Origin of the sequence: Bradyrhizobium sp. SZCCHNR1098 (assembly GCF_032489375.1) — a bacterium.
Taxonomy (GTDB): Bacteria; Pseudomonadota; Alphaproteobacteria; order Rhizobiales; family Xanthobacteraceae; genus Bradyrhizobium.
Map to the genome: position 1 here is coordinate 15,557 of NZ_JAUEXY010000013.1, position 17,564 is coordinate 33,120.

Genomic DNA, 17,564 nt, shown 5'->3' on the forward strand with positions numbered 1-17,564 from the left:
CAAGTGCGCAGGCATCCGCATTCGGTCGTGTCTCCAAATAAGACGCTGGGCGAGGGGCATCATGAGGTTGAACAGGGGTGGGTTGATAGTCTGCGCAATCTATCTGATCTGGTTTGCGATATTGACTTGGCTCTCATGGGAAGCGAAGGATCCAAAGGGAGCTTATTTCCTAGGTCAATTGTCAATCCTGCCGGCGCAGGTTTTTTTGTGGACCTCCGGGGTCGGTCAGGTCTTGGAAGCTCACGTTGCCTCGGAGTCCCAAATCAACGGACCTCTGTTGACTGTGCCCCTGAGTTTCGCCGTGCTGTATTTGTTTGGCTGGGGAATGAGCGCATTTGGGAAAGTCTGGTCGCAGGCCACGCGCGACGCTGAGCGGGCCGACCGGGAGTAGGTCCGTCGCTTCTGTGTGTGCCTGATTGGATAATCGTGCGCTTACGCTGCTGAAGCGGCTCCAACCGAATGCAAGGCTCCGGCTGCATTTCGCGGCGTGTTGGGTCCGTCCTCCTTCGCCGCCGATCAAGTCGACGGAACACCTTTGGTCCGATCACTCACCTTGCCCCGCTTTGCTGGAGAAATCCGATGGCATCACGCTATTCTCAGCTGGCCGAGCCGTCGACTGGTACCCAAGATGGGTCAAGTCTCTGGGAACGCCTTAGATGGCCGGAGCATGGCCAAGGATTGCGCCTGCAGTAATAGTTCGAAAGCTCATCCGGAGGTAGACATGCGGCTGAATAGAGGTGGTCTTATCGCGTGCGCCGTCTACACGCTGTGCGCAGCCGGCCTTGTCGGCTCGGCATCCGTCACCGATGTTAAGACGAGCGTGATGCTGTCCTCTCTTGCGGTGTTTCCTGCCGGGATTTTCTGGTCCGTCTGGGCCGCGGTGTCCGGCTCGGAGCGTTTTCCTTTTTCCGTCGATTCCTGGTTGAATAGTTTACTCGCCTATTACCTCGAGTCGCTCTTGCTCATCTACCTGATCGGTTGGGCTGCGAGTGCGCGGACAGCGGCAGGAGCGCGCCTCCGCAACAAGGAAGTCCGGTTGCCTGATCGTCCTGACGTCGATTGATCGATTTCGTCTGGACGGCCGCAGCCATTGATCTGCCTCCAAGCGGAAAGCTGTAGTTCATTCGCACCATCTGGGCACGGGCGACACTCGTTGCGCGGGGGTAAGCCCGCGCGAAGGAGAAGCTCATACAAGGTCAACGCATATGGCATCTCGATACTCGCTGACCGTTCAAATCAATCCTGGTTTTCCGGGACATGCTGCAGTCGTCGTCAACGAGCCTGGGCGACAGACGTTTGCCGGGTTCGGACCCAGCACCCATGGGGTTCCGTTGAGCCACGGGAAATTTGACGTTCATACGCTCCGTCCGGGCGAAACTCCTCCGCCTGATTTCTCCAGCGTCGTCGACGATGGTCAGTACCGCTCGTTTACCGTTCCCATCACGCCAGAACAGGCGGCAAGCGCGCTGAACGAAATCGGTCGGATCCGAAACGCGGGCGAAACTTACAACGGTCTCAAAAGTTACAGCCCGAACGTTTGCACAACGATCGTGAATCGGATTATGGGGGCTGCCGGTCTGGGCGGGAACAGTCTCCCACGCGTGCTGCCGTCGCAAAGCGGCGAGTACCTCGCGAATATCGAGAGAGAGCTGTCCTCCAACAGGAAAGCGAATGTGACCTTCGATGGCGGCGGTTTCGCCAATCGGATTCCCGACGCTCTTCGTGACATCCAGAGCGATTATGCATTTGTCGGTGGTGGCTACGATACACCGTCGGAGCGAACCGGCCGCCTCCCTAGGCAAGCGTCGAACCTGTACGAGACAGTGCCGCCACCCGACGATGCGGTGGGAATGGACCGCGGGTCCGGCCGAAATCTGCGGAGTCGTCGGGCGGACTCGGCGACTGCAACGATGTTCGACAGCGGCACGAATCCCATACCGTACATCCCGCGAGTCCTGCTGGGACCACAGGCGACGCGGTCAGGACGTATCTCTGGATCGCCGGACGAATCCGGGCCGGCCGAGCTGGGCTCTTCATATCGGCAGCTGTGGCCGCAGCCCGACGACGGGGACACCACGCCGAGTGATTTCAACGATTGGTACACGCGCTGGGTCAAGCCGCTCCGGGAGCCATAGCTGGCAACCGAGACGGGGCCGCGGACGCGAGGTGAACGGCCGGTAAGAGCAGGTGATCATTGTCCACCCTCAAGATCCCCACCGCGAAAGTGTTTGAGCCGCTGCTCGCGCCGGCCCGCTACAAAGGCGCGTTCGGCGGGCGCGGCTCGGGCAAGTCGCACTTCTTTGGCGAGCTTCTGGTCGAGACCTGCCAAGCCGAGCGCGGCACGCTCGCCGTCTGCATTCGCGAGGCACAGCGCACGCTGGCGCAATCATCCAAGCGGCTGATCGAGGACAAGATCGCGGCGCTCGGCCTCGGCCAGGGCTTCCGGTCGTTCAGCGACCGCATCGCGGCTCCCGGCGACGGGCTCATCATCTTTCGGGGCATGCAGGATCACACCGCAGAGTCGATCAAGTCGCTGGAGGGATTTCGCATCGCCTGGATCGACGAGGCACAGACCTTGAGCGCGCGTTCGCTGTCGCTGCTGCGGCCCACCATCCGAGCGCCTCGCTCGGAGCTGTGGGCGAGTTGGAATCCGCGCCGCAAGTCGGATGCCGTGGACGATTTTCTGCGCAGTCGAAAACCGGAAGGCGCCGCCGTGGTCAAGGCGAGCTGGCGCGACAATCCGTGGTTTCCGGCGGTGCTGGAGGAAGAGCGGCAGCTCGACCTCGCGCTCTATCCGGACCGCTACGAGCATATCTGGGAGGGGGACTACGTGCGCGCGTTCGAAGGAGCCTATTTCGCCGACCTGCTGGCGCAGGCGAAACGCGAGGGACGGATCGGCAAGGTGTCCGCGGACCCGCTGTTGCCGTTGCGGGCGTTCGTCGACATCGGCGGCGCCGGCGCCACGGCGGACGCCTTCACGATCTGGATCGCGCAATGGGTCGGCAACGAGATTCGCGTGCTCGACTATTACGAGTCGGTCGGCCAGGTGCTGGCGTTTCACGTCAACTGGCTGCGCGCGCGGGGCTATCAGAACGCGATCCTGTACCTTCCGCACGATGGGCTCGCGACCAATGCAGTGACCGGCAAGCGCTACGCCGATCATCTGCGCGAGGCCGGCTTTGCGGTCGAGCCGCCGATCACGAACCAGGGCCGGGGCGCGGCGATGATGCGGATCGAGGCGCTGCGCCGGCTCGGTCCGGAGCTCTGGTTCAACGAGACGACAACCGAAGCCGGGCGCGAGGCGCTCGGCTTCTATCACGAGCGCAAGGACGAGACCCGCAACGTCGGGCTCGGCCCCGAGCATGACTGGTCGTCGCACGCGGCTGACGCGCTGGGCCTGATGGCGATCTGCCACGAGGCGCCGGGGCGGGTGGCGAGCTTCCATCGTCCGATCCGATATCAAGATGCCGGGTGGAGCTAGCGCTCTTGACAACGACAGGGCATTCTGATGTTCTTTTTTTGTTCCGACGTGTTTACAATGGAAGCTGCAGCGCAAGTGGCTCTGTCCGTTACGGGTGTTGTCGCCCGCGACATCAGAAAGTTGGCGATCGCGAGATCGGCCTTGGGTGTCGGCGATCGGCCGGCTCGCCGTCGTGCGACAGGTCTGAACGGACGGCGCAAGGGAGCGTGTCAGTGAGACTGAACAAGGGAGGGCTGATCGTCTCGGCCATCTACATCGTCCACTTCCTGGTGTTCAGCTGCTTTTCCTACTTCGCCGGCTTGAAAGCCAGCGTCTTGCTCGCCGAATTCGCGGTGCTTCCGGCGGGATTGATCCTGGGCTCGATTTGGCCGCTGCTCGGTCTTCATGATCCGCCATTCGACGCGGACTTATGGATGAACAGCTATGTGTTCTATTTTCCCGTGAGCCTGTTCATCTCCTACATGGTGGGCTGGGCGCTGCATGCCTTCTGGCGGCTTCTTGCCAGATACGTCGCTCCTCGGCTGGACCGGCTGGACGAGCGCCTGGTCAGGCGCTTCCATCGCGACTAGCGCTGCGCGTTGATGTTCGGACAGCGTTCGTCAGAGCGAACATCAGAAGCCCGTACGAGCAACATCTGACGCAAAGTCCGCGTCGCATCCAACATCGTCAAACGAGACGCGAGGTGCCGAGACCAAATGAGCTGTCCGTGGAGGACGGCGGTGACGTCGCCACGCTGTCTGAAACAAATGATCGAGGCCGAGAGCATCACACGTTTGGCGTGATCGACATTGACAACCACGAGGTGTTGTAGTTCGTTGTTTGTTCCCGGCGCTGCCGCTGGATTGGAGCCGCCGCTCGACGTCCCGAGCAGACTCCGGGCGCCGTCATTCTCGGAAAGTAGCGACTGATGCCGACGAGATGGGACCAGCACCGCATCGCCTCCTTCTCACTCATCGTTGGCTGTGTATCCCAGATCATCTGGGTGACGCTGACCGATATTCTTGTCTACATTGCCAGCCCTCACGGACTCCCCTTGGATTATCCGGAGTTCGTGGTGCACGTCATCTGGCTCGCCCCGATCCCGGCCTTGTGGATTCTCCGTCGCTCCCCCTCCGCGACCATCCTGTACGCGCTGTCATTGTCCGCGATACTGGCGTCGCGACTTTACGAATACCTGCAGGTGGCGATGTATGGCCCTTCAGTTTTGTGAAAAATGACCGAGGCCGATCTCGCAGCCACCGTGATCGGTGGCCTTTCTCTTGCTGTCATATTCTTCTGGTCAGCACATTTGCTGACGAACCTCGTTTTCATTGCCGTACAGCGGATTGTCGGAGTACTCAAAAATGGCTAAGGGCTATTCTATCACGTTGGTCGTCGGTCCCGGGTTTCCCGGCCATGCGGCGATTGCCGTCAGATCTCCAATCCAGATTCTACGCTCTCGCCCCGCAGATCAGATGTCGTCCGCGACAGGCATGCCTGCACCGATCGGGACCGTGCCGAATTAGCGGCCTCAGATGAATCGATTGCCGTCCTTCGATGATCTGTTTGGAAGCCGGACATCGATGGGGAATGCGACCGCGCCGCTCTCGCCCTATCAGCAATTCTCGCCGATCACGGAGTTCGCAGGTTTGCTCGGTGCTCGCGAGGGCGAGGCAATGCCGGACTATCCATTCGAGCTTCCCGCGGAAGGAGGACTGACGCCCGGTTTGGAAGAGCGAGCTTCGCTTCGACGCCAGCCGTGGAATTCGGCGCGCTGATCGCTGGGACTTTGAACGGCGTAGCAGCCCAATGGATGGTCAGGCCGATTTGTCTCCGTCTGTCTCGCGGAGAGACGGCACCTGAGGCGGGTTGCCGAACACTGCTGAAAAAAATCTGGCGAGGTGAATCGCCAGGAATGATGCGATGCCGGCCAGGATTCCCTTGTCTCCAAACAGGAAATACCAGGCGCCGCACATGAATGCGAGAATGAGGACATTGACCATCATGGATGTCAAACAGCCTCGCACGGCGCTCTTTTGAGTGTCTGCCAGCTGATTGTCTGTCGGCGTCATGGGACTCGTCAGGTGCTCGCGTGAACGACGAATTCAAGGGAGTATATGATGGCTGCCGAAAAACTCATTGCGAAGCTCATCAACATGATTGCGCAGAGTCAAGCGAAGAAGGAGACGCTATCGCGATATGCCGCGCCGCGTCGAGATGATGTTCTCCACGATGGGATGGTCGGATCGGGAGAAACCTGGGGCGGAATCCTGGGCGCAACATTGGGAGGAATAGGGGGAGAGATGGTCGGTGGTCTGCCCGGAGCCGTCGCGGGGTCCGTGGCGCTCGGAACGGGTGGATCGCTGGCCGGCGGGTGGGCAGCCCATGGCGCTTACCGTGAGGGGCAGCTCATCCGAGAGATCCTGTCGAACCCCCAGGACTGGACCGTCGATGCGGCAGGCGCAATCGTGCCGGTGATGCCGCCCGCGGATCGCGATGCCGCACCTCGGCAAGGCGCGGCCCGGCCATCACGGATGGTCGACAATTCAAGTTCACTGCCCTGGTGGGCGCAGCCGGATTTGGAGACTCGATCCGCCAGCGGTGCGGCCGCTGGTCGTCCCGGCAGCTTTCCCGGTCTGATCGCGGGCACCAGCAACACCAGCGCGATGGATCCGGCAAGCCTGCAATCGCCGGCAGGCGGCCTGCTTGGGATGATCCAGGACTACATGCGCACGCACCCGGTCGACGACGGCACCGCGGCTTCCGCGTGGGCTCTCCGATGAGCCTCGGTCTCGCACAAGGGTCCCGAAACCTGACAATTGCGTTCTCAACGACGTGGATCTGACCATGCCAAAAATGTCGAACTCCGATCTCAAGACGATGCTCGCTGCCGAAAAGGCCGATGCGCTGGCCGCCATCTCGGCGGCACGGCTGGCGGAGGAGCGGGCCGATGCGATGGACTACTATCTCGGCAACATGAAGAAGGACATGCCGGCGCAGGAGGGACGCTCGCGGGCCGTCTCGACCGATGTCGCCGATACGGTCGAAGGCCTGATGCCGCACCTGATGGACATCTTCGCCGGCTCCGACGAGGTCGTGCGGTTCGAGCCCGTCGGGCCGGAGGACGAGGCCGCCGCAGCGCAGGAGACGGATTACGTCAATCACGTCTTCATGCAGCAGAACCCCGGCTTCATGATCCTGTATTCCTTCATCAAGGATGCTCTTCTCTCGAAGGTCGGCATCGTCAAGGTGTGGTGGGAAGAGCGCGAGGAGGAGAGCCGCGAAACCTATTACGACCTCACTGAGGATCAATTCGCGCTGCTGGCGCAGTCGGTGATGGACTCGGACGGCGCGATGCGGATCGTCGCGCATTCGCGGCGATCAGGACTCAGTCCGAAGCCTCTTCCGTGACTCCGACCTGGAGCGGCTCCTGACTTCGTCCGGAAGAGAGGGGCAAGGCGTCGCGCGCGCGACAAAAATACGAACGCTCAAGGTTAGCAGCGCGTTCGGTCCGACGACACGCAAATCGGTCGAAGTGGTGTCCGCGATACTGAACACCGAGAAGCCAATCACACCTTCCGTGTTCGTTCAAAGGAGCGTCGACCTCTTCGTTTGGATGCTCAGCTCAGCGCGCCCAAGATCATCACGATGAGAAAGCCCACGGTCAGCCATACCCATATTACTCGCTCGTGCCGGATCGCGAGCTTCAGGCGTTCTCGACCTGGCTCTGTTAGTTTCGCAGGATCCATTGCCGAGAAGCGAAACCCGAAAAACAGCCATGTTTTATAATAGCCCGGCTTCATGTAGCGCATGTCTGAGGCGCTTGGCGCGATGTGATTGTGAATGACGCGAAGATCATTCAGCCATAGTGCCCACAGCGGCAGGCCCGCGACCGTCCAAACGAGAAGAATGCCGATTGTCGGGTAGGACATGTTTGCAGCGCCGGCAAGGGTATCGATCACGGCCGATCGATTCATTCCAGTTGATGAAGGTAATCTAATGTCGGTGAATGAGAAAGGCAATCTGCGCCCGGACGGGATCTCTCTCGAGCTGCCGTGGTTCGGGCTCGGAGGGACGTACTATTGGAATCCGGGGGCGCCGACCGCGCCGAGTTTCACTTTGACAGGAGGTTTGGGTAAGGGAGGGGGCGGGTTGCACCTCATCCACCTCAGAAAAGGTATGTCATCCGAAGATACTCTTAGGTTCGGTGCGTCAGTTAACGTGCCGTCGTTCAGTGTCAACGCGAGCATTCCGGACGAAGCCGGCATTCCTCTGCCTTGGAAAGCAAAAGTGTCTTCGATCGGAGTAGGAGCCGCAATTCCCGGCATTGGCATGAACTATACGGCCACGCCGGCGCAGATCGCCGCTTTCATCAGGAAATACGTTCTGAACCCAGTCATGGGTTCGGAAGATCAGCCTTCGACGCCTGGCCGCATTGCCCAGAGCGCGCCGGTCCGATTGGAGCCCGGCGCTGAACGACCGATACCTTATGCTGGACCGTGGTCCGGCAGGGAGCCATTTGGTCCAGGGATCTCTCCGTGGTGGTCCGACTACATCGGCGGACGTCACGAGCCGTCAGCTCGCATCTTTTCGGGCAGCCACGCCGATCGTGCATTTTCCGACGGTGCCACGCCCGTTCCTTACATCGGAGACGGGTGGGCAACTCCCGGAGGTCCTTCGGACATGACTGCTTCCGTTATGGGGGGTGGCTCGGGAGCCGGCGGACAGGTGGGGTCTTCCGGCGGCCTTCTCGGCATGATCCAGGATTATCTCCTGACCGACGCGGCTCGAAGCGGCAGCCGTTAGACGCTCCGATTTGTCTCTCCATAACCGAACGAGCCTATCGCCATGAACATACCTCTTCAGTGCGCGCCGCTGCAACCGGTGCCGCAACCGATCACGCACGACGTCACCATCGTTGCCACGCGAAAACTCGCCCATGCGCGGGTGATGGGCGTGCCGCCGGAGGAGTTCGGGATCGAGCGCGGCGCGCGCTCGATCCGTGACTGCAACTACTGTTTCCACGAGATCGTCACCAAGACCGAGGCTCAGCTGATTGCCGAAGGGTTCGACCCGGCGCAGATCAAGTCGCTCGGCGACTACACCGGGACGACGCAGGTCGAAACGCTTGCGCGCGATACGGTCGACGAGCATTCGTGGGCATCGTCGAGCGCGGCCAATTCAGGCACCAGGCTCGTGCGCATCACCGAGCACTACGTTCGGATCGACTATGAAGGCGACGGCCGACCGTGCCTGTACCAGATCATCACCGGCGGGGACCAGAGTGAGATCCTGAGCAAGGACGGCCAGGACTGCATCACGCCGTTCGATGCGATCCCGTTCGCCGCGACCACGCCGGTGCCGATGACGCACCGCTTCTTTGGCCGTTCGATCGCAGACCTGGTGATGCCGCTGCAGCGCGAGAAGACCGCGCTGAAGCGCGGTGCGCTGGACAATCTCTATCTGCACAACAATCCTCGCGTCGAGGTGGCCGAGCAGAACGCGGGGCCGAACACGCTGGACGATCTCCTGGTCTCGCGTCCCGGCGGCGTCGTTCGAACAAAGACCGCGGGGGGCCTGAACTGGCAGGTGGTGCCGGACATCACCAGCTCGATCTATCCGATGCTGCAATACATCGATGCCGAGCTCGAGAGCCGTTCGGGGCTATCGAAGCAGGCGCAGGGCATCGATGCCAATGCGCTGCAAAATCAATCGGCGACGGCGGTGGCTCAGGTGTTCTCCGCCTCGCAGATGCGCATCAAGCTGATCGCGCGGATCATGGCTGAAGGGGTCCGCGACATGTTCGGCCTGCTGCATGCCACCATCCGTAAGCACGGTCAGCAGCGCCAGACCGTGCGGCTGCGCAACGCCTGGGTCCAGGTCGATCCGCGCGAGTGGAAGACGCGCGACGACATGACCATCGAAGTCGGGCTCGGCTCCGGTGGCAAGGCGCAGCAATTCGCGCAGACCATGGCGATCGCCAACGTGCAGAAGGAGCTGGCGATGGCCGGCAAGATCAACCTGGTCGGCGATCGCGAACTCTACAACACGGCGGCCGAGCTGATACGGATCATGGGGCACAAGAATCCCGGACGCTTCTTCAACGATCCGGCCGCGGTGGATCCGCAGACCGGACGGCTGCTGCACCCGCCGCCGGCGCCGCAGCCGCCGCCGCCGGACCCGAAGCTGCTTGCGGCGCAGGCGCGGGTGCAGACCGAGCAGGCGATCGCCGCGCACAAGGCGCAACTGGCGCAGCAGCAGGCTCACAACGACCTCATCCATCAGCAGGTCAAGGTGCAGGCCGAAATCGAGCTGGCCAAGATCAGGGCCGGGCTGGACGCGAAGATTGCGTTGCTCGACGCGCACCTCAAGACGGTGGAAGAGGTGCAGAAGCGCGAGCAGGCGCAGGTTGCTCACGAGATGAAGATCGCCGAAATGGCGATCGGCATGGCCGCAGCGTCGGGCCGGGCCGAAAGGGAGACGCATGGCAAGATGGAGCGGCGCGATGATTGATGAGAGCCTCCTGCAACAGACCGCCGCGCGCGGCACCCGCGCCAAAGCGCTGATCGACGACGAACTGCTTGCCGGCGCGTTCGATGCGCTCGAGGCGAGCTACAGCTCCGCCTGGCGGCAGACGCTGATCGACGACGTTGCCGGCCGCGAGAAGCTGTTTCTCGCCATCAACATCGTCGGCAAGGTGCGCGACCATCTCGGCGCGATGGTCGCCCATGGCAAGCTGGCGCAAGCGGAGCTGAAGGAGCTGGCGCAGACGGCGGAGCGCAGGAAGCGGTTCGGCGTGCTTTGAGCCGTCTCGACATCCTGCGAGAACAATCAAAAGGCGTATTGACTTGTTCATTGTTTGTTCTAAGATCGACAGAGGAGATTTTCGGCCCAGTTTCGCAGGAATCGTCGGCTTGCGCTCGTTGAAGCGGAGGGCAGATTTCGCACGTCTCGAAGCTGATTGGCTTGAGGACGACGCTCTTGTCGACACCAGCGACTAACAGCGGGGAAAAAGAGGGAATGTGGATCCGAGCTGCGAGATGCATTATGTCGCGTGACTTATTACATCCATTTTCGATAGGTGCGCTCGTTGTTGGGTTGTCCATGGCGACGGGAGCGGTGGTTGGCATCCTTTCTGTCTTGGACTCCCTATCAAGTGACGCTGTTGCACAGCAGGTTGCTTCCACCAAGTTGAGCCTCGTATGGAGTTCGTCTCTCCCCGGCATCCCCCAGTTCTGTTCCGGGGCGGAGCCGGCCGTTGTTTATATGGAGTATGATCCTGCGCGAAAGACGACCTCGATCTTCAAGAGCACCTTGAGAGGCGAGGAGAAGCTTCTCGCCGAGGTTCCCGGCAATGCCGACGTGAGATCGTTGTCCTGCTCGCAGGACGGTCGGACGATTGTCGCCTACGACTCCGACCCGCCGATGCTCTTCCTATTGCGAGACTCGCAACTGGCGACGTATCGGCTGTCGGGCTATCGACCATTCGCGAGGGCGGGCCTGTACTCTTTCTTGTCGCCGGACGGACAAAGCATCAAGCTTCCGGAAAAGCCGGTCCTGGTCAGTGGTCCGGATCTCATGGCCGACATTTCCGTGTTTCCCGACGAGCGACATACCGTGTTCTTCATGGAAGGGCACGTCTATGTCGACGATGCGATCGGCATCCAGAAATACGTTCCGGCAGATGGCGGTTGGACCAAAGCGGGTCATGAGATCAAGCTGCCCAAGGACTTCAGCTCGACGGAGATCGTCCGGTGCGGCGACCATGAAGTTGCGTCTCTAGTCGGGGTCGAGACATCCCGCTACATGGTGCTCGGTGACCGCTCCAGCCCACAGGACTGGCTGGCCGATATCGGTGTTCGAAGGCTGTTTCGAAGATACAACGAGCCGTTCCTGATCAGTGGTGACTACGGAACCTGCGCGTTTCCTCTCCTCGATCGTAAGCACTGGCACACGACACTCGGAATTGCGCGCATCGAGCGTGCCGGCGTGCGAACATTCTCGCTACCGTATCCAGAATTCCGGATTGCCAACGACAACCTCTCCTTCAGCAAGGACGGCTGTTACCTGCTGCTTCAGGGAACATGGTCGGGAGGGGTGGTTTCGGGAAACACACATCTTCTGGCCGTCCAGAGTCCAGAATGCAAACGATGAGAAGCAACAATGCCAAGATATGAGTACCCAGGTTATGGCCCATCTGGCGACGGCTGGTTGACCAAGCGCCCCGGCACCAAGGGGGGATATCACGGGGGTACGGACAATCCGGCCAAACCAAATACTCCTGTGTATGCCGAATACAGCGGCAAGATCTTCAGAAGTGGCGTGATCGCCGGCTATGGCCGAGCGGTTGTTGTCGAGTCGGTCGCGCCGGACGGAACGAAGTTTCGCGCTCTCTATGGCCATTTGGGGCCGGGAGACTTGCCGGAGCCTGGCACCCCGATTGCAGCAGGACAGCCAATCCCCGGTGCCGTGATCGGAACCAAGGATTATGTACAGTCAATGGGTGGCTTGTCCACTGGCCCTCATCTGCATCGAGAGATCATTTCCGGAAACGCACATCTCAAGGCCGACGGTTCGTTTGGGATATACTCAAGCGAGGTCGACCACAAAGCCGATCCTGATACGTTCGACATCAGCCATCCATTTTTTCCTTATGAGCAGCAAGGCCAGCAATTGGCGCCTCGGTCAAAGTCGGGGAACGATGTATCGAAGCGAGCGCCTGGAAGTGACAGAATTGTTATCTCGCCTCCTATCGCCCCGTCGGACTCTCTGCTCATGCCAGGCATGCCGATCCCCGGCGCAGAGGGGCCAACTTCAATCGGTGGTCCGGGTGGACCGCAGCCGGTTGTCCCGCCACGTTCGTCGTTGCCATCGACGCATTCGCGGGGATCGCGGAGAAATGGTGGCGTCCTAGGGCCACTCGATCTCGGTCTAGAGCCGCTGGCGGCAGCCAGCCTTCCTCTGCCTTGGGGGGCGCCGCCGGCAGACCTTTCGCCTGTGCAACAGCAAGCCGCACGTTACTTCACCGCTCCGTTTTCGCCCGCCGGAGCAGAAGACGGCGGGCAGCCCATAGACGGGCGCGCGACCCTCTCGCCGGTAGGCAGTTCCGGAGAGATGTTGTCTGGAGCCCAGCCGGAGCAAACCTACCCGGTAAGGCGGCTGATAAGCCGTATTGCCCGACAGTGAGTGAATTTCATTTCTTGGATGTATCGGCCACTTCCGAACAAGCTCAACATGAAAGTCGGCAACGCTGGTGGCCAACGCATGTACCAGAGGCCGGTTGATCGGTTCAATCCAGGAGAACCGGTCGGAAGGACGGCATAGTCGGGGGCGCCGGTTGAAACGTCGATCCGCGTCGACAGCGGGGATGGATCACTGATGATGCAGTGACTTGTTGACAACTATGCTACGTTCAATAGGAGGCTCGTCGCCGGTCATTTTAGCATGCGGATGCTGAATCTGTCTCGATTGGTCGTCCCCGTCCTTCTCCTTTTGTACCCTCACGATCTCGCGGCCCAGAACGTAACGCCGGATCCAGAAGCTTATCATCGCGCCGTCGATTATTGTCGTGGCGACGTGCCGCAGCCGACGGCGATAAGCCCTGACCGGACGATCGTCTGCTTCAGCGAGCAGGCCGACCTCGATGTCGACGTGTCCACGGTCAATCCAAGATACCACGTCTTCTTCAAGACGAAGATCATCTATGGATCCTATCCCGAAAGCCAAGACGAGGTCGACGCGCTCGTCGCGCGGCGTCGTCTCGGGCGGGTGATCCATGATCCGTGATCGGATTAGGCGGCTATCAACTGATCAACAAGAATACGGAAGCGCGGCCTCAAGCCTATCATTGCTTACTTGTGGATTCACGAAATGAAAGACCTGTTTGAGATTCTAAAGATGATGCCGTCGGTTCGTGGTTGGACTTCCATCGAAAATGGCCCGGCCATCAATGGGCTCGGAGAGATTTCAGCGATCAATCAATTTACGGACGGTGACAAGTCAGGGCTTCCATCGTGGTTTCCGTCCGCTCCCCTTGGCCCGCTGTCAGCCGGGCGCGATCCGTTTGGACCGATACCGCATGCGCCAAACAACCAGGGGCCGCCGACTAACATTGAGCCGCTGATGGTTCCCGATCAGCCGGGGCTTCCGCAATGGATTCCGTCCGGCCCAATGGCCGCTTCCAGCCGGACCCAAACCCTTCGGGCCGGTCCCCGACAGACCACGCATCGAGCGGCGGCCGATCGATGTAGATCCTCCGTCTCGTCCTCCCGAATGGATGTTCGGTCCACCTGAGCTTGCCGAAGCGCTGACACAGTCAGCTTTGCGTCATGCGGCAAGACATGGTGATGTGTTCAATTATCCTGATCCACGCTCGAAGGCCGTCGAGGCGCTCTCATCAGAACTCGCGGCACGTCGACAAGTCGTCCCTACGAGGCGACTTGTCAGTCGTCTGGCAAAGTAGCGCTGCTCGCGGGCAAGAAACGTGACGCCCAGGGACATCGTGAACGTATCGACGCGGGCGGCGCCGGAGTCCGATTTCGATTGAGCTCGCAACAATCGTCATTGACACGTCGGGCAAATCAACTCCATAAAGGCAACGTCGCAAGACTTGCACGAGCCCGCGCCGGACACACCGTCGCGGGCTTTTTCGTGAGCCGTGACTTGGTCCGGCTCACGGCCAATGTGCCGTGCTGTTGGACGTCACCGCGCCAAACAAGGTGCGGTCGTGACAGGCGGTTCTGCCGACCCCGTTCATCACGGGCGCCACGGCATCGATGTCTCGCAGAAGCCGAACCGGGAGTGATCTCTCGCGCCATCGCGCCAGCGGGACCTGAAAGTGTCAGACCATCTCCAGATCTGCGCAGCGTCGATCGGCGCAACGCGCGGTCGTGACCTCCAAGCGGCGGCACGATCGCGGCGAACGCCGCGTGCCGTGCAAGCCAACATCAAGGATCATCGATGACCACACCCACGTCCACTTTCGTCACCTACCAGGCGGTCGGCAACCGCGAAGATCTCAGCGACATGATCTATCGCATCGATCCGGTCGACACGCCGTTCATGAGCGGCGTCGACAAGGAGAAGGCGACCGCCGTCAATCACGAATGGCAGACCCAGGCGCTGGCGCCCGCCGACGGCACCAATGCCCAGCTCGAAGGCGACGACCCCAACACCAACGTGACCACGCCGACCGTTCGTCTCGGCAACCAGTGCCAGATCTCCTACAAGGTCGCCCGCGTCTCCGGCACCCAGCAGGCGGTCGACCATGCCGGCCGCGACAATGAGCTCGCCTATCAGGAGATGCTGAAGGGCCTCGAGCTGAAGCGCGATCTCGAAACCATCCTGTGCGGCACCAACCAGGCCAAGATCGTCGGCAACACCACGACGCCGCGCAAGACCGCTTCCATCCTGTCCTGGATCGTTTCCAACACGTCGAAGGGCAGCGCCGGCGGCGCCGCAGATCCCGCCGCGGCCGATGGCTCTGGCACGCGGACGGACGGCACCCAGATCGCCTTCACCGAGGTGCGGCTGAAGACGGTGCTGTCGTCAATCTGGATCAACGGCGGCAAGCCGGGCACGATCCTGACCGGCGCGTTCAACAAGCAGGTGTTCTCGACCTTCACTGGCCGCTCGACGGCGATCGAGGAGGCGAAGTCGAAGAAGATCGTGGCCTCCGTCGATGCCTATGAGTCCGATTTCGGCAAGCTCAAGGTGGTCGCCAGCCGCTTCCAGCGTGCGCGTGACGTGCTCGTGCTCGAGATGGACAAGTGGGCCGTGGCCTATCTCAACGGCCGCAACATGATCTCGATCCCGCTCGCCAAGACCGGCGATTCCGATCGACGCCAGATCCTCGCCGAATACGCGCTGGTCGCGCGCAACGAGAAGGCCAGCGGCGGCATCTTCGACAACACCACCGCATAGCCCGATCTTTCATCACCCTGATCTGCAGGCGGCTCTCGGGCCGCCTGTTTCTTTTGGAGGTTCATTCATGCCGCTTCCCGACAATCGTCCCCTGAACACGGCCGATCTGACGGCCTACACGCCTTCCTGCGGCGCGAATCCTGTCGCCGCCTATGTCCGCGCGCCGTTCCGCGGTCGGCTGCTCAAGGTGGCCGGTATCCTCGGCGGCGCCATCACCACGGCCGACGGCACCGTCACCGTCACCGTAAACGCCGCGCCGGTCGCAAGCTTCACTGTGCCGCAATCCGGCTCCGCGGCGGGGCAGCTGTTCTCAGTCGTTCCGGCCTCGCCGGTCTACCTCAACGAGGACGATGTCGTCGCACTGACACCCTCCGGCGCGTCGGGAACCTCCGTGCCGATGCATTTTTCGCTTGCAGTCAGGGGAGCCTGAGATGTCGTTCTTTCCCAAACAGCCATCATCCCGGATCGGCAGCACGCAGACCATCGCCTATGACGGCAGCGTCGGGGCCACCAACAAGTTCGGTCCGGGCACGTTCCAGCTTCGGCTCGCCGCGAGTTCGGCCTGCTGCTACCGGATCGGCGACGGCGCTCAGGCCGCGACCACGGCCGACGTCTTTCTCCCCGCCAACACGGTCGAATACGTCACCGTGACACCCGGACAGAACATCGCGGCCATCAAGGCCGCCAGCAACGGCCTGGTCGCGGCGACGGCCGGCACGCTGTGGATCACGGAGCTGTCGTGATGGATGGGCTGACCATTCGCCCGCATCTCGATCGCGATGGCTCCGGTCTCGTGATCGAGCATCTCCAGGATGTCGCGCCCATCCTGGACTGGAACAGCGAAGCGCGCCGCGACGAGCAGCACAGCGACTGGGGCCGCCACGTCGCGCGCATTCCGAACGTCATCTACGTCAAATGGCTGAACGAGGAATATGCCAGGGGCAACACCCGGCTTCGCCTGTTCACGCCCGAGTTCGACGCGATCGTGCAAGAGAAGCTCAATGATCCGGATTGGGCCTATCTGCGCACCGACAAGCCGGCTCTGCAGAGCGGATGGAAGGCGGGACCATCATGACCCTGATCTCGAACTATTCATCGCTGCAGGCTGCCGTGTCCGAGTATCTAGCGCGCGACCAGGACACCACGCTGGTGGCTCGGATACCGAGCTTCATCCAGCTCGCGGAAGCCAAGTTCAACCGGCAGCTGTTCGTGCGGCAGATGGAGCAGCGGGCGATCGCCGTCGTCGACCTCGGCGCCAGCGAGCCGGAGTTCATCGCGCTGCCGTCCGACTTTCAGTCGATGCGGCGGATCCGACTGACGAGCGTGCGCGGCCAGCCTGCGCTGGAGTTCAGGTCCGGCGTACAACTTGATGAGTATCGCTTCCGTGTTTCCGACATCGCGGGACAGCCGCGCTACTTCTCCGTCTTCGGCGACCAGATCGAGCTCGCGCCGCGGCCGGACGCCGCCTACACGATCGAGATGGTCTACCGACGGACCGTTCCGCCGCTGGCATCGAACGATTCAAACTGGCTGCTCACGCTGGCACCCGATCTCTATCTCTACGGCGCTCTGCTCGAGTCGGCTCCGTATCTCAAAGAGGACGGGCGGATTCAGACCTGGGGTCTCGGCTTCACCAGCGCTCTCGCCGATCTCAATGCTCTTGGCCTGACGTCGACCTTCAACGCCGGTCCGATGACGATGCGGCTCTCCGGTCAGGTCGTCTGAGACGCTGTCCAACACAGAGGATCACATGGCTGCCTTCAACAAATTCAATTGTTTCGTTCAGGATGTCGCACATGCCCTGCACGACATGCTCACCGGGACATCGCATGTCTACAAGATCTATCTCACCAGCACGGCGCCGGTCGCAACCAATACGGTCTACAACACGCCGGCCGACCTGGCGACGGGGAATGGCTACACGGCAGGTGGCGTCTCGATCGGCGCGATCACCGGCGGGCAGACCTCCGGCACCTTCCGCTTCATCGGCGGCAGCGATCCGTCGTGGACCGCGGCCGGTGGCTCGATCGGGCCTTTTCAGTACGCCGTGCTCTACAACGCGACATCGGCGACCAAGCCACTGATCGGCTGGTGGGATTACGGCACCTCCGTCACCCTGACCAACGGCAACACGTTCACGGTCGACCTCGACCAGGTGAACGGCATCCTGACGATCACCTGA

The 17,564-nt window shown here is 61.4% G+C and carries 20 protein-coding genes; 18 read left to right on the forward strand and 2 right to left on the reverse strand.

The genetic code is table 11. From position 1 onward, the window contains the following. The first annotated feature begins 721 nt into the window (after positions 1-721). From QX135_RS24915 to QX135_RS24935, 5 genes are all read left to right on the forward strand, one after another. Complete coding sequence (locus tag QX135_RS24915; RefSeq protein ID WP_315771499.1) at positions 722-1,063, forward strand: hypothetical protein; 342 nt, start codon at positions 722-724, stop codon at positions 1,061-1,063. A gap of 268 nt (positions 1,064-1,331) precedes the next feature. Then, positions 1,332-2,135 carry a hypothetical protein gene (locus QX135_RS24920; protein WP_315771496.1) on the forward strand — a complete coding sequence of 268 codons (804 nt, stop codon included), beginning with the start codon at positions 1,332-1,334 and terminating at the stop codon, positions 2,133-2,135. Between the two features lie 59 nt (positions 2,136-2,194). Further along, complete coding sequence (locus QX135_RS24925; RefSeq protein ID WP_316234347.1) at positions 2,195-3,481, forward strand: PBSX family phage terminase large subunit; 1,287 nt, start codon at positions 2,195-2,197, stop codon at positions 3,479-3,481. Between the two features lie 212 nt (positions 3,482-3,693). Then, positions 3,694-4,050 carry a hypothetical protein gene (locus QX135_RS24930; RefSeq protein ID WP_316234348.1) on the forward strand — a complete coding sequence of 119 codons (357 nt, stop codon included), beginning with the start codon at positions 3,694-3,696 and terminating at the stop codon, positions 4,048-4,050. Between the two features lie 338 nt (positions 4,051-4,388). Then, on the forward strand, positions 4,389-4,691 hold the full coding sequence (locus tag QX135_RS24935) for a hypothetical protein (RefSeq protein WP_316180215.1): 303 nt from the start codon (positions 4,389-4,391) through the stop codon (positions 4,689-4,691). 586 nt (positions 4,692-5,277) lie between these two features. On the opposite strand, the gene QX135_RS24940 is transcribed toward QX135_RS24935, so the two are convergent. After that, positions 5,278-5,532, reverse strand: a complete 255-nt coding sequence (locus tag QX135_RS24940) for a hypothetical protein (RefSeq protein ID WP_316180217.1) — start codon at positions 5,530-5,532, stop codon at positions 5,278-5,280. Positions 5,533-5,580: 48 nt separating this feature from the next. Here QX135_RS24940 and QX135_RS24945 point away from each other — a divergent pair, with 48 nt between their 5' ends. Next, on the forward strand, positions 5,581-6,243 hold the full coding sequence (locus tag QX135_RS24945) for a hypothetical protein (protein WP_316180218.1): 663 nt from the start codon (positions 5,581-5,583) through the stop codon (positions 6,241-6,243). 64 nt (positions 6,244-6,307) lie between these two features. Then, positions 6,308-6,871 carry a hypothetical protein gene (locus QX135_RS24950; RefSeq protein ID WP_315756145.1) on the forward strand — a complete coding sequence of 188 codons (564 nt, stop codon included), beginning with the start codon at positions 6,308-6,310 and terminating at the stop codon, positions 6,869-6,871. Between the two features lie 209 nt (positions 6,872-7,080). Here the strand turns inward: QX135_RS24950 and QX135_RS24955 are convergent, their stop codons facing one another. Beyond that, positions 7,081-7,422 (reverse strand): hypothetical protein, encoded by a 342-nt coding sequence (locus tag QX135_RS24955; protein ID WP_315739077.1) that lies wholly within the window; start codon positions 7,420-7,422, stop codon positions 7,081-7,083. 886 nt (positions 7,423-8,308) lie between these two features. On the opposite strand from QX135_RS24955, the gene QX135_RS24960 reads away from it, so the two are divergent. The 11 genes from QX135_RS24960 to QX135_RS25005 all read left to right on the forward strand — a co-directional run bounded on the left by QX135_RS24960 (position 8,309) and on the right by QX135_RS25005 (position 17,564). Next, on the forward strand, positions 8,309-9,973 hold the full coding sequence (locus tag QX135_RS24960; protein ID WP_316180220.1) for a hypothetical protein: 1,665 nt from the start codon (positions 8,309-8,311) through the stop codon (positions 9,971-9,973). Next, positions 9,966-10,265 (forward strand): hypothetical protein, encoded by a 300-nt coding sequence (locus QX135_RS24965; RefSeq protein ID WP_316180221.1) that lies wholly within the window; start codon positions 9,966-9,968, stop codon positions 10,263-10,265. Before QX135_RS24960 ends, QX135_RS24965 begins: the two co-directional genes overlap by 8 nt. 299 nt (positions 10,266-10,564) lie before the next feature. Then, positions 10,565-11,614, forward strand: coding sequence for a hypothetical protein (locus tag QX135_RS24970; protein ID WP_316186514.1), 1,050 nt, complete (start codon positions 10,565-10,567; stop codon positions 11,612-11,614). A gap of 9 nt (positions 11,615-11,623) precedes the next feature. After that, a complete protein-coding gene (locus QX135_RS32465; protein WP_410052078.1) occupies positions 11,624-12,646 on the forward strand; it encodes a M23 family metallopeptidase in 1,023 nt (340 codons plus the stop codon). Between the two features lie 258 nt (positions 12,647-12,904). Then, positions 12,905-13,246: a hypothetical protein gene (locus QX135_RS24975; RefSeq protein ID WP_316180223.1), complete on the forward strand. Its 342-nt coding sequence runs from the start codon at positions 12,905-12,907 to the stop codon at positions 13,244-13,246. Positions 13,247-14,419: 1,173 nt separating this feature from the next. Next, positions 14,420-15,382: a DUF5309 domain-containing protein gene (locus QX135_RS24980; protein WP_316180225.1), complete on the forward strand. Its 963-nt coding sequence runs from the start codon at positions 14,420-14,422 to the stop codon at positions 15,380-15,382. A 67-nt stretch (positions 15,383-15,449) separates the two neighbouring features. Then, positions 15,450-15,812: a hypothetical protein gene (locus QX135_RS24985; protein ID WP_315739069.1), complete on the forward strand. Its 363-nt coding sequence runs from the start codon at positions 15,450-15,452 to the stop codon at positions 15,810-15,812. Position 15,813: 1 nt separating this feature from the next. After that, complete coding sequence (locus QX135_RS24990; protein WP_316180227.1) at positions 15,814-16,125, forward strand: hypothetical protein; 312 nt, start codon at positions 15,814-15,816, stop codon at positions 16,123-16,125. After that, positions 16,125-16,457 carry a hypothetical protein gene (locus QX135_RS24995; RefSeq protein WP_315796544.1) on the forward strand — a complete coding sequence of 111 codons (333 nt, stop codon included), beginning with the start codon at positions 16,125-16,127 and terminating at the stop codon, positions 16,455-16,457. Before QX135_RS24990 ends, QX135_RS24995 begins: the two co-directional genes overlap by 1 nt. Beyond that, on the forward strand, positions 16,454-17,107 hold the full coding sequence (locus QX135_RS25000) for a hypothetical protein (RefSeq protein ID WP_315796545.1): 654 nt from the start codon (positions 16,454-16,456) through the stop codon (positions 17,105-17,107). The genes QX135_RS24995 and QX135_RS25000 overlap by 4 nt, the downstream gene beginning before the upstream one ends. Positions 17,108-17,132: 25 nt before the next feature. After that, positions 17,133-17,564 (forward strand): hypothetical protein, encoded by a 432-nt coding sequence (locus tag QX135_RS25005; protein WP_315777033.1) that lies wholly within the window; start codon positions 17,133-17,135, stop codon positions 17,562-17,564.

Bases quoted from the DNA above. Each gene is read 5' to 3' on its own strand.
- QX135_RS25005 (WP_315777033.1), top strand. From the start codon at position 17,133: ATGGCTGCCTTCAACAAATTCAATTGTTTCGTTCAGGATGTCGCACAT.
- QX135_RS24985 (WP_315739069.1), top strand. From the start codon at position 15,450: ATGCCGCTTCCCGACAATCGTCCCCTGAACACGGCCGATCTGACGGCC.
- QX135_RS24970 (WP_316186514.1), top strand. From the start codon at position 10,565: ATGGCGACGGGAGCGGTGGTTGGCATCCTTTCTGTCTTGGACTCCCTA.
- QX135_RS24915 (WP_315771499.1), top strand. From the start codon at position 722: ATGCGGCTGAATAGAGGTGGTCTTATCGCGTGCGCCGTCTACACGCTG.
- QX135_RS24960 (WP_316180220.1), top strand. From the start codon at position 8,309: ATGAACATACCTCTTCAGTGCGCGCCGCTGCAACCGGTGCCGCAACCG.
- QX135_RS24950 (WP_315756145.1), top strand. From the start codon at position 6,308: ATGCCAAAAATGTCGAACTCCGATCTCAAGACGATGCTCGCTGCCGAA.
- QX135_RS24940 (WP_316180217.1), bottom strand. From the start codon at position 5,532: ATGACGCCGACAGACAATCAGCTGGCAGACACTCAAAAGAGCGCCGTG.
- QX135_RS24990 (WP_316180227.1), top strand. From the start codon at position 15,814: ATGTCGTTCTTTCCCAAACAGCCATCATCCCGGATCGGCAGCACGCAG.
- QX135_RS24935 (WP_316180215.1), top strand. From the start codon at position 4,389: ATGCCGACGAGATGGGACCAGCACCGCATCGCCTCCTTCTCACTCATC.
- QX135_RS24975 (WP_316180223.1), top strand. From the start codon at position 12,905: ATGCGGATGCTGAATCTGTCTCGATTGGTCGTCCCCGTCCTTCTCCTT.
- QX135_RS24995 (WP_315796544.1), top strand. From the start codon at position 16,125: ATGGATGGGCTGACCATTCGCCCGCATCTCGATCGCGATGGCTCCGGT.
- QX135_RS24965 (WP_316180221.1), top strand. From the start codon at position 9,966: ATGATTGATGAGAGCCTCCTGCAACAGACCGCCGCGCGCGGCACCCGC.
- QX135_RS24945 (WP_316180218.1), top strand. From the start codon at position 5,581: ATGGCTGCCGAAAAACTCATTGCGAAGCTCATCAACATGATTGCGCAG.
- QX135_RS24980 (WP_316180225.1), top strand. From the start codon at position 14,420: ATGACCACACCCACGTCCACTTTCGTCACCTACCAGGCGGTCGGCAAC.
- QX135_RS25000 (WP_315796545.1), top strand. From the start codon at position 16,454: ATGACCCTGATCTCGAACTATTCATCGCTGCAGGCTGCCGTGTCCGAG.
- QX135_RS32465 (WP_410052078.1), top strand. From the start codon at position 11,624: ATGCCAAGATATGAGTACCCAGGTTATGGCCCATCTGGCGACGGCTGG.